Origin of the sequence: Marinicella meishanensis, from assembly GCF_019931145.1 — a bacterium.
GTDB classification, from domain to species: Bacteria; Pseudomonadota; Gammaproteobacteria; order Xanthomonadales; family Marinicellaceae; genus Marinicella; species Marinicella meishanensis.
Genome location: NZ_JAIOUV010000008.1, coordinates 128,712 through 150,122 on the forward strand (window position 1 = coordinate 128,712; position 21,411 = coordinate 150,122).

Sequence of the window (21,411 nt, forward strand, 5' to 3'; positions counted from 1 at the left end):
TTATTGTCCAGCCTTGAGTTTGACCATTTGGCCATCCAGCAGGGTTTGCAACCCGGCTGTGGCAATCAATTGACCATTGGATAACCCAGCAGTGACTTCAAATCCTTCAGCGGTCAAGGCACCGATGGTGATGGCTTGTTTGCGGGCCACATGGTTCTCGCCTTGCTGCTCGAGTAAAAACACAAATTGACCATTGGCATCTTCACCAACGGCTTTGGCCGGAACCAACAATTTGGGTTCCACATTGGACGCGTTGTCAGATGCAAAGGTAAAGCGCACATTAGCGGCCATCCCTGAACGAATCTCTGAACTGGATTCCAGTACATTCACCACCACAGGATAGGTGCTGGTGCTGGCATCAATCGAAGGGGACAATTCTTTGACCACCCCGGCAAATGTTTGGTTTCCCAAGGACACAAAACTGACATCCACGGGCATATCCACTTGGATGTCGTTGATGATGCTTTCAGGAACGCCCAAGGCAATGTCCATTTGGGTCCCAGAGTTCAAAGTACCCACCACTTGACCGGCACTGACATTCTCGTTCAATTCAACATTGACCGAAGCCACTTCGCCATCAGCAGAAGCGTACAAATACCCGTAATTGATTTGGTCATTCTGGATGTCCACATTGCGCAAGGACGAGTTGTAGTCTTGTTGTGCGGTTCGATACACATCTTTGGCCGCTTCCAAGTCGCTCAATGAAGACCCCCCTTTTTCATACAGGGCTTTGATGCGATCCAGATTCAGTTTGGCTGTTTTCATTCTGGACTCTGAAGCGTTCTTGGCCGAGATAGAATTTTCATAATTCAGTTGGGCTTGGATGTTATCCAGTTTGCCCAACAAATCGCCTTTGGCCACTTTTTGACCCAAGGTCATGTTCAACTCGGACAAGATGCCGTTGCTGCGAAAACTGAGCTTGATGACTTGGTCTGATATGGAAGTCCCACTGATGGTTCGTTGTTTGTCTCCACCGGCAAAATTAACTTGCTGGTACAACACAGGTCGAATGACGGGCTCTTCTTTGATGGGTTCCTCCCCACATGCAGTTAACATCAAAGTAATGGCGGTGATTGTGAGGGTGTGTGGTATGTGCTTCATGGTCGGTTTGGCTCCCTTAATTGGGTGGCGTCTCGATTGAGGTATTGAAAGAATTCTGCTTTGAAAGCCTCATTTTCCGCTTGGCTGTTCAAGAAAAAGAAATAACCCAATGAACGTTCGAGTTGTAAGGCATTCAGTAAAAAGTTGTAAATCGCATTGGCTTTGGCCAATTGCGCATTGATGTAGTTGTTTTGGGCATCGATCAGTTGCACGATATTCACCGCACCGTTGGTGTAGGAGGTCATGGTCAAATCCAATGATTCTTTGGCTGTTTGTTCTGACACTTCGGACAATTGGATGTTGGACATTTCATTGACCAAACGCAACACCCCGGTTCTGATGTTCACATCGATGCTTTGTTCGGTGTTGATTATATTCACATCCAGTTGATCTCGTCGCAGGATCGCCGCTTGCAGATCGGTGTTGAATTGATTGCGACTGAATAAGGGGACAGAAACTGACAAGCCAACGGTGTAATTGTCATTCAGGAACGAGCCACCGATGGGTGGTTCGCTGCCAGCACCACTGCGGTCAAAGGTTTTGTTGTATTGCCCTTGCAAAGCCACTGTCGGCAAAAACCGGCGTTTACCATTCAGCGTAATTTCTGCTTCAGCCGCCGCCAAATTATGCGCCAAGGCTTTGAGCTCAGGGGCATTCTGTTTGGCTTTCATGATGACAAATTCAATGAATGGATTCCTGAGGGCTGGGTCATCCAACAATTCAGTCAAGAGGTTGTAGTTGTAATTTTCAAAAACACCTTGATCCAACTGCACATCTTTGATGTCTATTTCGAAGTCAATCGGGTTGTTCAGCAGTTGGTTCAATTGGATGTAAGCTTGTTCCAGTTGATTCGATGCTTCCACCATCGCTTGGGTGTTTTGTGCTTTGGCACTTTGAAATCGCAGGGTATCGGACTTGCCGGATTGACCGATTTCAAAGCTTTGCTGGGCCAGCTTGAGGTTGTCTTTGGTCAACCTTAAATTCAACAACTGAATCTGGGCATTGGTTTTTAAAATCAACACATTGAAATAGGCATTGATGGCTGCAAAAATGCTGTCCAATTCTTCGGTGTTGAATTGTTCTTGTTGGGCTTGCAACAAGCTTTTTTGGATCGAAATGTTGGCATTGGCCGCATTCGAATACAGGGTTTGAGAAATGGTCAAATTACCCGCACTGGAATATTCGGGATTGGATCCGTTGCTGATGGCGGCCAAGTCCTGGTCGATGTAAGTGCCACTGAGAGAGGTGCTGATGTTGGGTTTGTAATTATTTCTGGAGGTGACCAAGTTTTGTGCTGCCAAATCCACATTGATTCTGGCCGCTTCCAACGACAAATTCTTGTCCAATACTTGTTCAATGACTTGAATCAAATTGTAATTGGACTCTGACAGCACATTGTGAAACTCACCCACAAAATCTGTGTCTGCCAATAAACTGTATTTGATGGGTACGCCGATCGCTTCAGCGGTGTTGTAATTGATGGTCAGTTGTGAAGTATAATCAATGAACACCGGCATTTGGGACAGCGGCGTGCCTGATACATAGTCATCAACGGTCAAGGCAATCCGACGAAAAAATTGGTCAATGTCTCCAGCAGCCTGATGGGAGGCCATGATGCCCAGTTTGACTTGTTCGACCCCGTTGATGGTGAATGAAGGAATTTTGTGTTCAACCAATGCATTGGCCAACAATTGAACTTCGTCTTGTTTTAAGAAAAAACCACCTGCCAGATACAGGGCATCGATGCCGACCAGCTGATCAACGATGTCATTGACTTGTTGGTAGGCAATGATTTGATAATCAGAGTTCAGATCATTCAACACCGGACCAAACGTGTCTTTTAGGTGTAAAAATTGCACAATACCGGCGTCCACCACGATGCCAATGTTTTTGAAGTCAGTCAGTTGTTTGAGCTTGCTCAAATCTTCTTTGAATGACTCAGATTCGATCAAATAAGTGAAGTTTTTAATCCCAGAAGTCTTCTGAGTGATGTCCAGGTCATTGTAGTCCTGATTGATCGCACCGAACAAAATGGTCGGTTTACGATGAACGGTCTGTTTGCTGACCACCTCATTGGTGATGACCCCGAAAGCAATGATGATGTCAACCGGTGAATCCAACAACTGCTGGTAGTGCTGTTGTGCCTGTGACAACTGGTAGTTATTCACATACATTTGATCGGCAGGAAAGCGGATGTTGGCATCTTCACCAACCACTGCAGTGATTTCATTTTGCAGCTTTTGCAACAACACATCGGTTTCACTGGAACGATTGTCAACCATGAAACCGATGTCGTAAGTGTTTTTGGCCAAACTGCTGAATGATGTCGATATCATCACCAGCAAGAGAATCATGTGTCTAATCATGGATCGGTATTCAATTGGTAATTGACTCAACATTATAGCCAAGTCTGCATGTTTATTTATGGCATAATAAATTGACATCGCTGATCCTTTGACCATTCATGAATCCATTCCCTATCAGACGCAACGCATATGTTTTCTAACCAATACCTGGTAGGCTCCTTGTTGATAACCGCATGTGTGGTCTTTCATGTGATGGCATTGATGCTCTTGAGTCACCTATTAACAAAAGCAGCCCAATGGTTTGAGGCCCATGCAGGCAATTGGTTGATGCTGAAAAAAATCACACTTTAAGCCATGGCTGTGTTGTACACCATATTGATTCATGTCATTGAAATCGTGTTATGGGCATGGGCCTATTGGCGTTTGGGTGAATTCAATGACATTTCCCTAGCCATCTATTTTTCTACCGTCACCGCCACCACACTCGGCTATGGCGACCTAACTTTGTCTGCGGAACACCAACTTCTCAGCGGTTTCGAAGCCATCGGAGGATTGATTTTATTTGGTGTCAGCACGGCATTTTTCATCAAACTGATCGGTATCTTTTTTACCGAGCGTGGGGCACACAACCGCTTCAATTAGAATTTAAGTCATGCTGGTTTTGCTTGGAAGTCAGTCGATTTATGCCGCTAATTGACTCGGATCGATTGCAGCCAAGACTGTGGTCAGTTATCATCATTAATCGCGTTTACAAGAGGATCACAATCCATGAAAAAAACATTGGCCGTGGGCATGATGATGGGGAGTTTGGCTGGGCAAGCCGCTGACTGGCAGGACAAGGTATCGGGCAAACTGCTCAGCCAAATTCATGGCGATGGTGAAGTGGAGTTGATCCTGCGCTTACACAGCCCGCCTTTGACCCAACCCACCAGCCAAGACCGGATTGAAAAAATCAATCAAGTCATTAACCAGTTGCAATCCGTAGCCAAGACATCACAACAACCGTTGTTGGACCACCTCAAAGCACAAGGCATTCCTTTCCAATCATTCTGGATCAGCAACGATGTGCTGATCACCGCGCCAGCAGCCAAAATCCCCGCTATTTTGGCTTTTGATTCGGTGGCCAAGGCCTTCAGCAATGAGCCCATTGCCATGGATTTGCCGCAACCGGGCTCCCCTACAGCCACCGCCGTGGACAGCCCCACTGCCATTGAATGGAACGTCAACATGGTCAACGCCCCCGACGTGTGGGCCTTGGGCCACACTGGCCAAAACGTGGTGGTCGCCGGACAAGACACCGGTTACGACTGGGAACACCCCGCCTTGATCAACAAATACCGGGGTTGGGACGGGCAAAATGCCGACCACAATTACAACTGGCATGACAGCATCGGCTCCCCCACAGTGGTTTGTGGCAATGAACCGTGTGATGATCACAGCCATGGCTCCCACACCATGGGAACGGTGCTGGGCGACGATGGCAACGGCAATCAAATTGGCGTGGCGCCAGATGCCCGATGGATCGGCTGTCGCAACATGAATGTGGGTGATGGCACGCCCGCCACTTACACCGAATGCTTTCAATGGTTCTTGGCCCCCACTGACTTGACGGACAACAACCCCAATCCGGCCATGGCACCGCACATCATCAACAATTCCTGGGGATGCCCCAGCAGTGAAGGCTGCACCGATCCAGCGGTGCTGATGCCGGTGGTGGAGAACGTGGTGGCCGCCGGCATTTTGGTGGTTACCTCAGCCGGCAACAGCGGATCAGGCTGTAACAGCGTGTCGACCCCAGCGGCCATCTATGACGCCAGCTTCACGGTGGGCTCCACCACCTCGGGTGATGAAATCGCTTTTTCCAGCAGCCGTGGCAACGTCACCGTTGACGGCTCAGGCCGACCCAAGCCCGACATCACCGCACCCGGTGCTTCGGTCCGATCGGCCAACAACAGCGGTGGTTACTCGACTTTCAGCGGCACCAGCATGGCCTCACCCAATGTCGCCGGTGTGGCCGCCTTGTTGATCTCTGCCAAACCCGAATTGGGCGGCAACCCCAAACTCTTGGAACACATCATGACCCGCACCGCGGTGCCCAAAACCACCAACCAAAGTTGTGGCGGCATCCCTGGTTCAGCGGTGCCCAACAACACCTATGGTCACGGCCGCATTGATGCCTTGGCGGCGGTCAATTATGCCCTGGACCTGATCTTCATCACCGATTTTGAATAACCACTGGATGAAGCCATGAGGATCTGATGCGTTACTTGGGCATGCACAAACACAGCCATGAACATTGGTTACAATTGATGAGCCAGTCCAAGTACAGTCAGTATGATCCTGACAGCTACAACGAAGGTCCTTTGTTGGATGAGCTGGAAACCCGGGTGGCGGCTTTGCTTGGCAAACCCGATGCCATGTATTTCAACAAAGGCACCACCTGTCAGATGGCGGCTTTGAAAGCCCATTGCGAAGCCCAACACAACAACCGGGTGATGCTGCACCCCCAATCACACATCGTGTTTGATGAACAAGACGCTTATCAGGCTTTGATGGGCTTGCAAGGGGTGATGGTGGGAGAAACGGACCGACCTTTGACCCTGGCAGACATCAGTCAGCACCCCGAATCGGTGGCGGTGCTGGTCATTGAGCTGCCACTGCGGCGTGCGGGCTTCAAACTCACGGCCTGGGATGAGTTGTTGAAAATACGCCTATGGTGTGACGAAAACCAAGTCATGCTGCACATGGACGGCGCCCGTTTGTGGGAGTCATCGCCCCATTATGGCCATGCCTGGGCAGGCATCGCCCGTTTGTTCGACAGTGTGTACGTGTCCATGTACAAAGGCATTGGTGCCTTGTCGGGTGCGGTGCTGGCCGCCGACAGTGACTTTTTGCAACGCTGTCAGGTGTGGCGAGACCGCCTGGGCTCCAACCTGTGGTGCACGTTTCCGACCTTGATCACGGCCTTGGAGGGCTTTGATCACAACCTGCCACAAATCACCCATTGGGTGGCGCGCGCCAAAGAGATCGCTCAGGCTTTACAAGCCATTGATGCCCTGACAGTCGACAGCCCCCAAACCAATGGCTTTCAAATTCGCACCCAAGGCGACTTGTACCCGATCAACAACAAACTCAAGGCCCTGTGTCGGGAACACGACATGCAGCCGTGTAAACCCTTTGCCCCGGTGCCCGACAGCGATGACTTGTTCACCGAGATTCAGGTCGGCCGTGAACACCAGGCCATCAAAACTTTTGAGCTGGTGGCCTTCTTTCGTGAATTATTGGCCAGCCCTTCGAGCCCCGCATGAACCAGCCCAACCTTCAGCCCGACCAAGAACATGCCCGCCCCCTGAGTTGGCTGGCCTACTTGAGCACTTTGCCCTTGTTGTTGGCTGTGTTGTTGGCCATGCACAAGCATTGGGACTGGTCGGGCTTCACCGGCATGCCCATGAGCTTTGCCCACATCAATGCCTACATCTATGCCCACAGTTATGGTGCCATGTTGCTGTGCCTGTCGGTGGGCATACAAATCGGCTGGTTGCTGCACCGCAGCCCCACCGCCGGGCTGATACTGGCTTATTTCTCGCTGCTGCCAGTGGCCTGGTTCAGCCAACAGTCCTACGCCGATTTATTGGGTGTGGGTTTGTTGACTTGTTGTTGGTTGGTCGCCAGTTTACTGGACTGGCAAGTGGCCAGAACTGAAGCCCAAGCCGCCTGGTTGTGGCGACTCAAATGGCGCATCAACACCCTGGTGGTGGCCATGCTGCTCACCATCATGGGCTTGAATGGTTGATAACCAATCATGAACTGTGTTCGATTTCTCTGCATGAATGAAATGATCAGATGGGATCAGTGCTTGTCAACTGATGTGTTGGCTACTGAGTCCAAAAGTTGACTGAGTTCCTGCGGTTTTCCAATGGCAAAACCTTGTCCATAATCGGCCCCGATTTCAATCAGCTTGAATTTGATGTCGTCAGACTCAACGAATTCTGCCACGGTTTCGATGCCCATGACTTTGGCGATGTCGATGATAGACTTCACAAAGATCAAATCCACTTCATCCGTCAGCACATCACGAATGAACATGCCATCAATTTTCACGGCACTGACGGGCAACTGTTTCAAATAACCAAACGAAGAAATTCCGCTGCCAAAATCATCCAGGGCAAACCGACACCCCAGCTTAATCAATCGATTCATGACTGTGCTGGCCAAGCCTATGTTTTGCATCACGGCGGTTTCAGTGATCTCGAAATTGATGGTACCTTGGGGCAATCCAGAATCGTTGATCACCTGTTCCAAAAATGCCAAAAAATTAGAGTCTCCCAGGCTGAGCCCTGACAAATTCACCCAGTATTCGCCGGGCAGCAGTTCCGGGTTGTGTTGTAATGTTTGGATCAAGTGAACCACCACCCAACGATCAATTTTACCGCTCAATCCATACCTTTCAGCGGCCGGAATGAAAGCACCTGGCGGCACCAAGTCAGATTCTCCACCATTGTTCATGCGCAACAACACTTCATGTTTGTTGATCGCCTTGTGGGTTTGTAAGTCATTCACTGGCTGGACGAACAAGGTGAATTGGTCTTGTTCAATGGCCTGATGAATTTTTTGCACCCACCGCATTTCTCCTTGTCGGTCAGTGATGTTTTGATCGGTTTCGCCGGCGGTGATGTAAACCTGGTTGCGCCCCATGTCTTTGGCGATGAAACAGGCGGCATCGGCTTGTTGCATCAGCACTGAATAAGATGCGGCAAATTCATCGATGATCACGGCACCGATGCTGACCCCAACCCGGAAGACCTGCCCGTTCCAGTTGAACTCCCAATGTTCAATGACTTGCCGCAATCGTTCTGCCAGTTGTACCAACATGCTGTGGTCGCAATCAGCGAAAACCACCGCAAATTCATCGCCACCCAAACGAACCACCAAATCATTGGGCCGCATTTCTTGGCTCAGCACTTGTCCCAACTGCCGCAGCAACTCATCACCAGCCGCATGACCACAGGTGTCATTCACGATTTTGAATTGATCCAAATCCAACAAGCACAAAGCATGCGATTTGGGTCCATCTTGCGCAATGACATCATTGACGTGTTGTTTCAACACACGCCGATTGGCCAAGCCGGTTAACACATCATGTTTGGCCTGATATTCCAAGGTTGCCGACAACCGCTTGGATTCAGTGATGTCCTGGAATTGCAACACTGCATACAGAAAATCACCCCGGTAATTTTTCACCGCTGACAAGCTGACCACCGCATGCAACAGTTTGCCGGTTGGGGTCATGCACTCCACTTCCCTTTGAAAGAAGCCGATGTCACCTTGTATCAATTGATCCAAGTTTTGTTCCACATCGGGCGCCGAATTGGGACCCAGTATATCCTGAAGATGGATCATGGACTGCTGATTGGTTTCCAGCATTCGATCCAAAGCCCGGTTGTGTTGTATGATGGATTTGTCTTCATTCACCAAGGCCATCCCAATCGGCGCATTCAAAAACGCCTGTTTGAATTTCTCTTCGCTGTCCTGTCGGGCTTGTTCTGACTTTTCACGTTCAGTAATTTGGATCCCCAACTCTTTGTTGCGCGCTTCCAATAACTGTGTCCGGCGCCTGATGATGTCTTCCATGTGGGCATCTTTTTGTGCCACCAAAGCCAACATGGCGTTGAAATCCTCAGTCAACTGTCCCACTTCATCTGGGTGGTGAAAAATGCCTCGGGTGTCATAACTTTTGGTTTGGGTGACTTGTTTGGCCACGGCTGACAGGTGCTGAATCGGTTTGGTGACATGCGACTGCATCCAAATGGAAAGTGCCAGTGATATGGCAACCGACAAGGCCATCATCATCAACAAGGTTTGCAGTGAATCAATCAAAGCTTCGTGCAATTCCGCATCGTGGAACTGAATCACAATGGTTGACACCTGACTCATGTCAATTTGGAATGACAATGACCGGTGGTGATTGTGCTGCCATAACAAGTCATAGAAATGGAACCCTTCAATCGGATCCAGTTGATGATACATCCGGTTGAATAACACCTGATCACCTCGGATCACTTGGACCGCTGTGATGGCTGGGTCTTCTGCCAATGCCGACATGATCACCGCCACTTCTTCCCAATCTTCAAACATCACCGCAGCAGTGCTGTTATTGGCCACCAATTGACCTTGAGTGCTGATCCGGTTCAACAAAAACTCCTCAGCTTTGCTGGCCCCACCTTGCACCCAAAACACCCCAACCACCAACACCACAGATAGGGTGGCAAAAATGTTGATGACCATCAATTTATGTTTTATTTTTAGTTTCGAAAACACCCCATCACTCCATTTGTTTCGACAAACGCAATAGTTTTGAACTGATCTTATACTCACTGTTTGAGATCACTGCTCGATTGATGGCAAACCTCAGTTTCAAGTTGCGCACAAAGAATTGAATCGCCACATCGTTTTTCAACGCATCCCGCATGTCACTGATGGTCAATAAGCCGCCATGGGCTTGTTGAATGAGGTTGGATTGACTGGGATCGAACGTGGCGGCATCCAAATACAACATGTGACATTGTTGCAAATTGACTGGGTCTTCAATCACTTCAATGGCGCGCAATTGTTCATCGGAAAAACCATTCAATTTCCTCACTTCATCGATGATCGTGGCTTGGCTGAAAATACACAGGTGAATGGATTCAGGTGCATCAACCCAAGTGGTGAATTTGGCAATGTTGACCAAGTATGCGGCTTTGAGTTTGGCTTCAAAATTATTTTCCGCTGCGGCCGGATTTACCATCAAGCAAGAGATGCAAAACAAACACACAGGCCACCATCTGCCGCCTGATTGACGGTGCATGAGCGATGATCGATTGGGGTCAAAAGTGATCAAGTGCTTGGCACCTGGTTAATGAGACCATTCATAATCAAAACCCACAAAAAATTCTCGACCCAGGGCGGAACCGTCGACACCTGTGAGGGTTTCAGTGTGCTTTTCATCGAACATGTTTTTGACGTACACATTCAAAGTCAAGGGCCGGTGAGTACCACTTAACTCGAATGGTAAGCGGTAACGGAGACGGACATTCAGCAGGGTGTTTGAAGCCACATCATGGGGTAAGCCATCACCAAACACGATGTCACTCCAAAACTGAGGGGCTCTGCTGCGATCTCGCCAACTCAGTTCGGCCATGGTTTTCAAATTGTCGGTGATTTGATATTGCAAACCCATGTTGATTTTGTGCTTTGGGGCATATGTGAACTCTATGGGCATGCCGTTGCTGTCCAACGCATTGCCTTGTTGTGTGTTGTTTTGGTAAGACCAATTGACATAGGCGTCCAAAGCCAAACTGGGCTTGGCTCGAAACTCAACTTCAAGTCCTTTGATTGTGGCATCATTGGGGTGATTTTCAAAACCGATCACCCCGGCACCATAAGTCAACACAATGGGATCTGTGACTTGGTTGTAAAACAGGTCAATCTTGCCCTGGTATCGTTCATTGAATCGATATTCCAGTCCCACTTCTAAGCTGTCCACCTTTTCCAGCATCAAGTCTGGGTTGGGCTGAAAATGGGTGGGAGGAAAGGCAAACTGACCGGCGGGTGATTGGGCGCCAAAAAAACGAATGTTCTGGTAGAGTTCGGTAAAAGATGGGTACCTGGCGGCACTGCTCCAACCAGCCCGCAAGGTCAAGTCGTCCAGCGCTTTGTGCACCACCGCAATCCTTGGAAACCACTCGGCATCAAACAACGAAGGCGATGTTTGGGCATCGTATCGAACCCCAGCCACCAGCTGGGTCTTGTCTTCATTCAAGGTCATGCGATCTTGGACAAAGACCGCACTTTTGGTGAAACTGTCAACAGCCCCGTCAATGTGGGCTTCAATCACTTGATCAAAACTGTCACCTGATGAAACCCGCCGACTTTCAATGCCCATGGTCAAATCATGGTTTTCCAGGGCATGCCAGCCAAGCTGGGCATTGAAAAACTTTTGATAACCATGATCGATCGTGCCATTGAATGCTTCATTTTGCGACACGGCGTGGCACCCACCACAATGGGTGCCGTCGCGATCGGCATAAGAGGCATTGGCTTTGACAGACCAGGCTTGATTGTCTGCCGTGTGTTCATAACTGGCGGTGATGATGTTGATTTTTTGTGCCACTTCAGTGGTTGAGGAAAAACTGAAATCGGGTGGCACAATCAATTCACTGAATCCATCAAAATCATCTTGTCTGCGGTAATAAGACAACTGCAGATTTTGGTAGATCGCTTTGATGAAAAAATCTTCTCCAGAGGCCTCTTTGCCTTCCCAGAAGGCGGTGGGTAATTGCGTTCTTTCGGTTCTGGCTGAAATGAATAAGGAGCCGGCTTCACCCAACAGGGAGCCATGCGAAACACTGGCCGACAAGGTGTCACGGTCACCGGCCAACAAAGCGAAGCGGGTTTGCCGATACTCCTCGCCAGTGAGGGTCACGATGTTGATCACACCATTCAACGCATTTTCACCATACAAAGCGGAGCCTGGGCCTCGGATCACCTCCAAGTGCTTGACGTTCTCTAAATTGAAAAAATCAAAGCCTGGATGCTGTGGAAAGCCCCCCTTGTTCCAAGAATTGTAAGGAATGCCATCGATCAACAACAGCACCCGACTGGTGAATGGGTTGGAGCCGAAGCTTCTGATTTCGATGCTTTGGACCATGGGATTCCAGCGCACATGTACACCAGGAATTTGCCGCAACAATTCAGGAATGGTGTTGGCACCCGAATTTCTGATTTGGTCATAGGTGATGACCGATACTGAACCTGGCGCATCGGCCAAGCGAGTGGTGCCTTTGGTGGGAGCCGACACTTCATAGTTGAGCAACTCTTCCAAACTCAGGCTCAACAGATCATCCATCGAGGTTTCATCTGCCTTGGCCACTGCGACCATCCAGGCCAACCAGCACAACAAGAAGGCTCGAATCATGAGGCCATCAATGGCCTGCACGCGGCCAGACCGATTCATTATCACTTTCACACACTTTCCCCCTATACCTGAAACAGATACGATCACCGAAGACATGCATGAATGAACCCCATTATTGGATAGCCAATGGGGCGATTGCAGGCATGTTTCGGCGCCCAACACTCACTTGTCTCATCAGTTTAACACAAATTTCATCAACAGCAGTTGGCTGATCCGCTGGCTATCAGCCCTGCAGCATATGGCTTCATGGCAGGGTCCTCGTCAAACCTGTCGATCCTGGCAGCCTGGCAAGTCCTTTATTTATCTTTATATTTCTTCATGCCCATTTCATGCAGTGCCTGGGCCTTTGACTTAGGCTGTGGGTTCATTCAATAGGAGCCCATCATGAAAATCCCTTACATCAATACCCCCATCATCCAAACGATGTTATCCGCCATGTTCTTGGTCAGTGTGTCCACCGGTCAAGCCAATGAAGCCTTCAATGAACTGACCGCGCAAATCAATGACCAGACTTATCAACAAATGACCAGTGTGGTGGTCAACCACCAAGGGCAAATGATCTATGAACGGTATTTCAATGGCGCCGATGCCAACACCCAACATGACATGCGCTCAGCCAGTAAATCCATCACCTCTTTGGCCATAGGCTTGGCCATCCAAGATGGCTTGTTGACCGGCGTCGAACAAACGGTCGTGCCCTTGTTCCCTGACAAACAACCGCTGCGCAACCCCGACCCCAGAAAAACGGCCCTGCGCATCGAAGACTTGTTGACCATGAGCAGCGTGCTGGAGTGCAACGATTGGAATTCGGCCTCTCGCGGCCAGGAAGAGCGCATGTATTTGATCGAAGACTGGAGCGCCTTCATCCTGGGCCTGCCAATTCGGGGCATACCGCCGTGGGAGCAACCCGCAGCTGAGCGCAAGTATGGCCGGGCATTTTCTTATTGCACCGGCGGTGTCCAACTGCTGGCTGATGTGGTGGAACGGGTCACCAAACAACCCATGTCTGGCTACCTGCAAACCAAGCTGTTCCAGCCGCTGGGCATCGCGCCACCGGTCTTCAGCCAAACCCCGTTGGGCGTGACCAATGGCGGCGGTGGCATGCGCATGACCTCAAGAGACTGGATCAAAATCGGTCAATTGATGATGAACCAAGGCCAAGTCAATGGCCAAACGGTGCTCAATGCGGCTTGGATCAACGCCTCGTTCCAACGCCGCGCGGTGATCGATGCCGAACGTGACATTGAATATGGTTACCTGTGGTGGATCAATGACTTCACGGTCAATGATCAAACCATCACCACCTTCGCCGCAGCCGGCAATGGCGGCAATTACCTGTTCATGATTCCAGAGTTCAAGGCTCAGGTCGTGATCACCAGCACCGCCTACAACACCCCATACATGCACCGACAATCCCAAGAAATCCTGACCAAGCACGTGATTCCCGTGCTGCTGGGTCGTTAGGACTGCGGATCCAGAAACCCTGGGGGCAACCAGGCGGCACCCATCACCGCAGCCCGTTGTTGCCCCACATCCTGCTGCATCACCTGCAGCAAGTCCACCCATGCCGGCTTGTCGCGCAGTGATTCCAGCGGCGGCAACCAATGCAGCCAAGCCACATGCCGATAGCCGGCATCATGGGCCAGTTGCAAGCGTGCCATGGCCGCCTCAAGTTCACCTTGCTGGGCCAGGAACTGAGCTTGGTAGACCCATTGATCGGGCCATTGTTGGGGTTCTGCCAAGGCCGCTGCAATGGCCGCTTCATCCTGCTGAGCTGGCGCCTGCAAAGCCCAAACCAACCACTGGGCCTGACTGTGCTCTGGATCCATGGCCAGCGCCGCCTGAAAGTGCTCAGCGGCTTGGCTCAGGTCACCGGCCTGCCAAGCCACCAAGCCCAACAAAACCGGCAACTCAGGCCGCTTCACTCCCCGTTGCATGGCTTGATCAATCACCGCAATGGCCTGGTCGGGTTGATTTTGGGCCAAGTAAAAGCGAGCCCGCTGATGGGTGGCAAAGACATTGTCTGGTGACAGCACATCGGCCTTGTGATACCACTGTTCAGCCAACACCGCAAAACCCAACAACTCCATGATTTGCGCCACCTGCAGGTGCAAATACAATTGATCGGTGTGCAACACCGACACGCAACGTTTCAGGGCGTCGGCCAAGCGGCCTTTTTTGCCGTACAAATAGGCCACTGAACTGATGGTTGAACTGTTCGTTGGGGCCAGTTCAATGGCTTTTTCATAGCCCACAATGGCTTGATCAATGTGGCCGTAGGCATCATCGGTGAAGGCCAAGGCGGCCCAGGCTTGCGCGTGGCTTGGATTGAGCTCGGTGGCCCTTTGGGCCAGCTGTTTGGCTTCTTGTAACAAGCGGTCCGGTTGATTGAATTTGGTGACTTGGTGTGACAAGGCGATGGACAACCCGGTCAAGGCATTGACCTCAGAGGCATCCAGCTCCAAGGCTTGGCGGAACAAGCCCGCGGCCAGTTGACTGGACTGATGGGTGTGTTGATCCAGGTAATCCCAGGCTTGATCGGTCAGTTCTTGGGCCGACACCTTGGCCGAAACCTGAGTGACCGCAAGCGGCGGCACTGGGTCTGGAACAGGTGGTCTGTTAAACCAACCAACAAGCAACAAGCCCAGCAACAAGGCCGCCGCCAAGGACCAGCCCAGCAGGCGCCAGGGTTTATTGTGTGGATGACGAAGCAACAGGGGTTGGCGCCAGCGATAGCCTTGATGACGGGCTGCCTGGATGTATTGGGCTGGATCCAGGCCAGCGGTACTCATGGCTTTGCGGATCAAAGCCATGCGCTGGGTCACGGTTTCCGGGCTGACCGCCACATCACCCCACACTTGATCGATCAATGTTTGGTGATCGACCGCCTGCGGATGGGCTTTGGCCACCGCCAACAGCACCTTGAATGACAAGGGCGACAAAGGGACCTCACGCCCTTTGGTGGTGGCTTGTTGCGCCACTTCATCCAACCACAAATCACCGGTCACCCACAAAGCAGCTTGGTCTGGCATGGCAGCTTGAATCACTCAAAACAAATCGCTATTGTGCCCCATCTGCCGCTTGAAAACCAATGCCTTTGGGCATGATTCGGCGGGGCTGGTTTATGGGCTCACCGGAATCATCACCTCATTGCGGCGGAAAAAAGGCGGGGTGATCGGCGGGTTGTAGCGGGCCAGTTCCGGTGGCCCGGTTGGGCTCAAGTTTTGTGCTGACAACCATGCCATCAGTTCTGCGGTTTTTTTCTGCACCTTTTTGTCCCCGGTGAACCCGGAGAAACGAATCACGGCATAGGTCTTGGGTGGGATTTCACGCAGCTGCACCCGGGGGTTGTTGGGGGTGGGCAACGTGGCCATGGTGTATTCCCGAGGCATCACAAAATGCATGCGCCACTGGCTGTCATTTTGCCCATTGGCCAGATCATTGGCCTGGTCATTGGCTTCATTGTTGGCCTGGGCCATGGTCACCGGTGTGGTCATGGCAATTTTTTCTGCCCGCGCCGGTTGTTGTTGCATGGTCACCGGGGCGGTCATGCTGATTTTTTCACTGCCCCCTGTACCCCCAGAGCCAGAAGTCACGCCAGAAGCCACACCAGAAGCAACTGTGTTGTTGCCAAAAATAAAATCAGCAATCAAGCGAAAACCGCGATTTGAAGCCTGTTTCATGTCGCCATTGACCTCCACTTCGGCGATGATCATCGGTTCATAAGCACGCAACTCCATCTTACCTGAGCGTTCGAGCACTGCGTAAACGGGCTCTTCAATGGCCAAGGCTGTGGCCCACATGACATTGAGCCACAGCAACAAAAAGGCGGTTAATGAGCGAATTGGGGTAGGGACAGACATGGGCATCACTTTTGGGAAAAACATTCAATATAGGCACCCGCCTGTCAAGACCGGATCAAAGCCTGGTGAAAATCACGTGTGCATGGCAGCGATTGGATGTTACAGCTTCATGACCCAATGACCGATCACCGACAGCCCATCAAGGCTTGACTGGAATGTCAAAGTGCAACACCGCTTCTTGCTCGCCGAGGCGGTTGTACAAAGCGATGGGCGGTTCATCGCCCTGGTCGGCTTGCACATAAATCACCCAGGCACCGCGCGCCTGGGCGATGGGCTTGAGGGCATTGATCAGGGCCGTGGCGATGCCTTGACGGCGCCAGTCTGCATCGACCGCCAAATCATAGATATAAATTTCACTGCGGGCTTGTTCGAATTTTTTCAGTTCGTAAGCCGCCAAACCACCCACCACCTGTTGACCCACACAAGCCACCAAAGCCATGAAGGTGTCGCTGTGCAACAAAGACTCGGTGTAAGCCCGGCTCGGCCGTTGGGCGCTGTAAGTTGCCTGATCGGCAAAGTTCACCGCAAAACAGTCCAGCAAACCGTCCATCAAGTCGATGCGGTTGGCGGTGATTGGCCGGATTTCAAAGGCGGCGGATTGGATATCGGTCGTTGCTGTCATGACCGCCAAGCTCAGGCGAACTTGTTGTTGACGTGGTCCAAAGCCGCTTGCAAGCGGTTGATGGATTCGCTTTGTCCCAACACCTGCATGATGGCGTCATTGGCCGGACCCTGGGCTTGACCAGACAAGGCCAGACGCACTGGCATGCCCACTTTGCCAAATCCCACACCCAAATCAGCCACCACATCAGCGATCAACTGATGCAAATCGGCCTGCGCCCAATCCGCCACCGCTTGGCAGGCGGCGATCACCGCTTGCAGCGCTTCAATGGCCGATTCTTTGAAGGCCTTGGCTTCGGCTTTGTCGTCATAGCCATTGAGGGGTTGGTACAGGAACAGGCCCATATCAACCAGCTCATTGATGGTTTGAGCCCGGTCTTTGAACAGCTCGACCACCGCTGCCGTGTTGACCGTGGTGGGTAAATTCACCCCCAGGTGTTGCAGGCGACGCTCGACCAAGCCCACCAAGCGCAAGGAGTCGGCTTGTTGCAGGTATTGTTGATTGATCCAGTTCAATTTTTCCGTGTTGAAGGCACTGGGAGCCCGATTCACCCCTGACAGGTCAAACAATTCGATCATTTCGACTTTGCTGAACAATTCTTGATCACCATGCGACCAGCCCAAGCGCACCAGGTAATTCAACACCGCTTCAGGCAAATACCCGTCTTCGGCGTATTGCATGACACTGACGGCACCATGGCGTTTGGACAAGCGCGCGCCGTCATCACCCAGGATCATGGGCACGTGGGCAAATTCTGGCACCGGCATGTTCAAGGCATGGTAGATGTTGATTTGTCGGGGGGTGTTGTTGATGTGATCGTCACCGCGGATCACGTGGGTGATGCCCATGTCGGCATCATCCACCACCACACTGAAATTGTAAGTTGGCATGCCGTCGGTCCGGGCAATGACCAAGTCATCCAACTCCTCATTGGCCACTGTGATGGTGCCGCGCACGTGATCGGTGAAGGTCACCGAACCACTTTTTGGGGTTTTGAATCGGACGATGGTTTGATCGGTTTTATTCAAACCAAGTTCGCGACATTTGCCGTCATATCGAGGCTTTTCACCGTTTTTCATCTGCTGTTCACGGATTTTATCCAACCTTTCTTTGCTGCAATCACAGTGATAGGCTTGCCCAGCTACCAGCAATTCTTCGATTTTTTCCTGATAGCGGGCCAGGTTTTTGCTTTGAAACTTGACCGCCGAATCATGCTCCAGACCCAACCACTGCATGCCTTCAAAGATGGCATTCACCGACGCTTCGGTGGAGCGTTCGGTGTCGGTGTCTTCGATGCGTAATTCGAATTGACCGCCGTGGTGGCGGGCGTACAAATAGGAAAACAATGCGGTGCGGGCGCCGCCCACATGCAAATAGCCCGTTGGGCTGGGGGCAAATCGGGTGATCACTTTCATGCGGTATGTGAGGTCCTCAGTGTTGATTTAATGGGGGTCATTCGCCCAACAAAGCTTTGATGGCATCATTCAATTCTGTTTCTTCAGATTGAATGGCTTGTAAGGCTTCGGTGGCGGTTTTGTTCTGGTGCTTGATCAACCAAGCGGCATAGAGTTGACTGGCGCGGTTGCCAGAGCGGCAATGCAACAGCATTTTTTGCCCTTCATGGGCCTGCATGAAGTCGTTGAACTGAGCCAATTGCACCGGTGAATAAGCGTGTCCTTGACCGATTTCAATCAGCTCGTAGTTCATGTTGAACTTTTGTGCTTGGGCATCGGCGGCAAAATCCAGTTGGTCCATTTCAGCCGCGGTGCGGGTGTTGACCACCACGGTCACTTCTTCGGCAGCCAGTTCATTGAAATCAGCGGCGCTGGGCTGCGGACCAATCCAAATGTTGTCCGCCACTTGCTTGGCGCCGTCCAGGTAGCCCTTGGTGGCGTCTTCAGCAGCCACCAGGGTTGCCGTCAACACCAACGTAAGAAAAAAGAATTTTGCCATAAAGAATCTTGCCATGTTGTGCTCCGATTGCAGGCTTCATCAATTGAGGATGGAACCCATGCGGCGGCGGTATTGAGCCGCCAGTTTGGGGTCGTTCAACAAGCTGAATGAAGCGATGAGTAATTGTTTGACTTCGGCTTGTGCGGTGTCTTTTTGCAACAGCGCCAACAAACCTTGGATCGCTGGCTCCACTTGGCCTTGGGCGATTTGCTGTTGATAAGTGGCCAATTGGTCGTCTTCGGTTGCCACCTGAGCCAATTGAATTTTGGCCTTGGCTTGGTCCGCTTCGGGCATTTTCAGTTGCGCATCGCTCAAAGAGTCATACACCGCTTGGGCCGCGGCCACGTTGTTCATCAACAAATGCACGTCCAGGGTCTGCCACACCGCCTGTTCAGCAGGCATCGCCGCCAAAACCTGTAAGGCGTCTTCATAAGCACCGGCATCAATCAAGGCCTGCACTTTGCTGTCAAGCACGGGCTCAGGGGCCGAGCCAGTCAAGGCCACATGGGGCTCCAACCAGGCCATGATTTCACTTTCGGGTTTGACCCCCATGAAATTATCAACGATTTGTCCGCCCATGAGCAAGGCCACCGTGGGCAGGCTTTGCACGCCCATTTGCTGGGCCAGCATTTGTTCCTGATCGGTGTTGACTTTGGCCAGTCGCAACTCACCCGGGTTTTTTTCAATGATGCCATGCAGTATCGGCGTGAGGTTCTTACAGGGCTCACACCAGTCTGCCCAAAAATCCAAAATCACCGGCACGGATTTGGACTTTTCGATCACTTCGGCCATGAAAGTTTCGGCCGTCACATCGATGATGTCGGCTGGGTTGGCGTGGTCCATTGACCCGTGTTCGGCGTCTAACATGTCAATACCTCCGCTCAATAATATGGGTTTTCACCCAGGGCATGGTCGGTGGCATCCAGCACTTCATTGATTTCTGGAAACGTGCTGGTGATTTGGGTTTGCATGCCTTGTGACAGGGTTTGTTTGGCCATGCCACAACCCTGGCAGCCGCCCCCAAATTCAATGTAGGCCTTGTCTTCCTCCACCGCCGTCAGTGACGCATGGCCACCGTGCGAGGCCAGCATCGGATTGATGGTGGCATCAATGAAATAAGACAGCCGTTCAAACAGCGGCGCATCATCATCTGGCGCCTGACCTTTGAGTTTCGGGGCCTTGATGTTCAATTGCCCACTGGCACCTTGAATTTCATAATCAATCGCGGCCTCTTCAAACCAAGGCTGATCATCTTTGGCCACATACAAGTTGAATGGGCCGAGGTCTTGCACCTCATACCCGTCATCCATCTCATCGGCTTCACAAAAGCCCAGGTGACAATCGGCCGCTGGGGTGCCGGGGTTTTGCACATCCACCTTCAGGTGCAGGTTGTCGATGTCTTGTTCCTTGATCACGCCGGCCAAAAACTCGATGGCCGATTCGCTGACTTTAATCATTGGATCTTCTCGTACAAAAAGGGTAAGGACTCATCCAGGCGGTAGTCGATGCCGGAATGGGTGCCGTTGAATTCATTGTATGTGTGTTCGATGTCTGCTTTTTCAAGCTTTTTCGACAGCTGACGCATGCCATAATGAATGAAATATTGATCACGAAATCCGCAGTCCATGAACAAGCCCTTCAGTTGCCGTAAGGCTGGGATTGATTGGTCCACCCGTTGCACCGGATCGTGGGCCAACCAGCGTTGCCAGCGGACCTCATCCAAGGCACAGGTTTGCAGGTCAAAGGGCAACACCCAGTCATCCACATTGGCCTCGTCATAGGTGGCGGCCATGCAGATGTGCATCATGGCCAAGATGTGTGAACCCATGATCTTTTTGGACTTCCAGAAACGCTTGACCAATTTTTTCACGTCGCCATCGAATTGAGCCAAGACATCGGCCACCGCCGGGAAATCCCGTTGGTACAACAGATCGAAACCGGCATCGCCCGATTGGTTGGCCACTGCCCCCCACTGTCCTGGAAAATCCATGGCAAAGCGGATCGCGGCAAAACCACCGGAGGATTTGCCCAACACCGCCCGGTGCTCGGCCCCTGGTTTCACTGCATACATCTGCTCCACCAACGGAATCAACTCTTGGTGGATGTGGCTGGCATAGGCCCCCATGCCGGGCGCATCCAGGTATTGGTTACCACCCAGTCGGGTAAAACATTCTGGAAACACCACAATGGTCGGTCCCATCTGGCCTTCAGCGATCAATCGATTGAGCCGCTCGGGAAAGCTTTCACCAAAAGCCCGCCAGGCGACCATGCCTTGACCGCTGTTGGTGTACGCCGCCAAATAATACATCACCGGATAGGCTTGTTGGGCATCGTAACCGGGTGGCAGATACACCGGCACCCGGCGTCGGCGGGGATCACCCAAGGGGTTGTTTTTCAACAATTCCGAAGTGATTTCCAAATGATCAATGGTCCCCGCAGGGTATGACTGGGTCTGGTTGTGGATCGACATGGCCTGTGCCCGAATTCAAAGCCAGCCATTTTAACCGATGCGGGGCACAACTTACACCACCGACCGCCATGAAAAACCCCCAGACAATCGCTTGCCTGGGGGCCACTCTACCAACACCCAATGGGTGCCAATTTGGAGCA

The 21,411-nt window shown here is 51.5% G+C and carries 18 protein-coding genes; 5 read left to right on the forward strand and 13 right to left on the reverse strand.

Annotation, left to right across the window (positions count from 1 at the left end; translation table 11 throughout):
- Positions 1–1,101, reverse strand: coding sequence for an efflux RND transporter periplasmic adaptor subunit (locus tag K7G70_RS14055; RefSeq protein ID WP_223789294.1), 1,101 nt, complete (start codon positions 1,099–1,101; stop codon positions 1–3).
- On the reverse strand, positions 1,098–3,467 hold the full coding sequence (locus K7G70_RS14060; RefSeq protein WP_223789295.1) for a TolC family protein: 2,370 nt from the start codon (positions 3,465–3,467) through the stop codon (positions 1,098–1,100). Before K7G70_RS14060 ends, K7G70_RS14055 begins: the two co-directional genes overlap by 4 nt.
- A gap of 294 nt (positions 3,468–3,761) precedes the next feature.
- Here K7G70_RS14060 and K7G70_RS14065 point away from each other — a divergent pair, with 294 nt between their 5' ends.
- From K7G70_RS14065 to K7G70_RS14080, 4 genes are all read left to right on the forward strand, one after another.
- Positions 3,762–4,049: an ion channel gene (locus K7G70_RS14065; protein WP_223789296.1), complete on the forward strand. Its 288-nt coding sequence runs from the start codon at positions 3,762–3,764 to the stop codon at positions 4,047–4,049.
- A 126-nt stretch (positions 4,050–4,175) separates the two neighbouring features.
- Positions 4,176–5,639 carry a S8 family serine peptidase gene (locus tag K7G70_RS14070; RefSeq protein WP_223789297.1) on the forward strand — a complete coding sequence of 488 codons (1,464 nt, stop codon included), beginning with the start codon at positions 4,176–4,178 and terminating at the stop codon, positions 5,637–5,639.
- 26 nt (positions 5,640–5,665) lie between these two features.
- Positions 5,666–6,715: a threonine aldolase family protein gene (locus tag K7G70_RS14075; RefSeq protein ID WP_223789298.1), complete on the forward strand. Its 1,050-nt coding sequence runs from the start codon at positions 5,666–5,668 to the stop codon at positions 6,713–6,715.
- A complete protein-coding gene (locus K7G70_RS14080; RefSeq protein ID WP_223789299.1) occupies positions 6,712–7,200 on the forward strand; it encodes a hypothetical protein in 489 nt (162 codons plus the stop codon). Before K7G70_RS14075 ends, K7G70_RS14080 begins: the two co-directional genes overlap by 4 nt.
- Positions 7,201–7,256: 56 nt before the next feature.
- Here K7G70_RS14080 and K7G70_RS14085 read toward each other — a convergent pair whose 3' ends face one another.
- From K7G70_RS14085 to K7G70_RS14095, 3 genes are all read right to left on the reverse strand, one after another.
- A complete protein-coding gene (locus tag K7G70_RS14085) occupies positions 7,257–9,692 on the reverse strand; it encodes a bifunctional diguanylate cyclase/phosphodiesterase (protein WP_223789300.1) in 2,436 nt (811 codons plus the stop codon).
- Between the two features lie 37 nt (positions 9,693–9,729).
- Entirely contained in the window at positions 9,730–10,194 is a 465-nt protein-coding gene (locus K7G70_RS14090) for a YfiR family protein (protein WP_223789409.1), read from the reverse strand.
- Positions 10,195–10,302: 108 nt separating this feature from the next.
- Positions 10,303–12,363 (reverse strand): TonB-dependent receptor plug domain-containing protein, encoded by a 2,061-nt coding sequence (locus K7G70_RS14095; protein WP_223789301.1) that lies wholly within the window; start codon positions 12,361–12,363, stop codon positions 10,303–10,305.
- Positions 12,364–12,747: 384 nt separating this feature from the next.
- Between K7G70_RS14095 and K7G70_RS14100 the strand changes: the two genes are divergently transcribed.
- Complete coding sequence (locus tag K7G70_RS14100; RefSeq protein ID WP_223789302.1) at positions 12,748–13,827, forward strand: serine hydrolase domain-containing protein; 1,080 nt, start codon at positions 12,748–12,750, stop codon at positions 13,825–13,827.
- Here K7G70_RS14100 and K7G70_RS14105 read toward each other — a convergent pair.
- The 8 genes from K7G70_RS14105 to K7G70_RS14140 all read right to left on the reverse strand — a co-directional run bounded on the left by K7G70_RS14105 (position 13,824) and on the right by K7G70_RS14140 (position 21,271).
- The gene (locus tag K7G70_RS14105) at positions 13,824–15,395 is read right to left on the reverse strand and encodes a winged helix-turn-helix transcriptional regulator (RefSeq protein WP_223789303.1); all 1,572 of its coding nucleotides are present in this window, start codon (positions 15,393–15,395) and stop codon (positions 13,824–13,826) included. The two genes, K7G70_RS14100 and K7G70_RS14105, sit on opposite strands and share 4 nt — an antisense overlap.
- A 90-nt stretch (positions 15,396–15,485) precedes the next feature.
- Positions 15,486–16,226 carry an SOUL family heme-binding protein gene (locus K7G70_RS14110; RefSeq protein WP_223789304.1) on the reverse strand — a complete coding sequence of 247 codons (741 nt, stop codon included), beginning with the start codon at positions 16,224–16,226 and terminating at the stop codon, positions 15,486–15,488.
- Between the two features lie 139 nt (positions 16,227–16,365).
- Complete coding sequence (locus K7G70_RS14115; protein WP_223789305.1) at positions 16,366–16,848, reverse strand: AAC(3)-I family aminoglycoside N-acetyltransferase; 483 nt, start codon at positions 16,846–16,848, stop codon at positions 16,366–16,368.
- A gap of 11 nt (positions 16,849–16,859) precedes the next feature.
- On the reverse strand, positions 16,860–18,263 hold the full coding sequence (gene gltX, locus K7G70_RS14120) for a glutamate--tRNA ligase (RefSeq protein WP_223789306.1): 1,404 nt from the start codon (positions 18,261–18,263) through the stop codon (positions 16,860–16,862).
- A gap of 37 nt (positions 18,264–18,300) precedes the next feature.
- Complete coding sequence (locus tag K7G70_RS14125; RefSeq protein WP_223789307.1) at positions 18,301–18,816, reverse strand: protein tyrosine phosphatase family protein; 516 nt, start codon at positions 18,814–18,816, stop codon at positions 18,301–18,303.
- Between the two features lie 24 nt (positions 18,817–18,840).
- Positions 18,841–19,668, reverse strand: a complete 828-nt coding sequence (locus K7G70_RS14130) for a tetratricopeptide repeat protein (protein ID WP_223789308.1) — start codon at positions 19,666–19,668, stop codon at positions 18,841–18,843.
- Between the two features lie 14 nt (positions 19,669–19,682).
- Positions 19,683–20,258 carry a NifU family protein gene (locus K7G70_RS14135; RefSeq protein ID WP_223789309.1) on the reverse strand — a complete coding sequence of 192 codons (576 nt, stop codon included), beginning with the start codon at positions 20,256–20,258 and terminating at the stop codon, positions 19,683–19,685.
- Positions 20,255–21,271, reverse strand: a complete 1,017-nt coding sequence (locus K7G70_RS14140; protein ID WP_223789310.1) for an alpha/beta hydrolase — start codon at positions 21,269–21,271, stop codon at positions 20,255–20,257. The genes K7G70_RS14135 and K7G70_RS14140 overlap by 4 nt, the downstream gene beginning before the upstream one ends.
- Between the last annotated feature and the right edge of the window lie 140 nt (positions 21,272–21,411).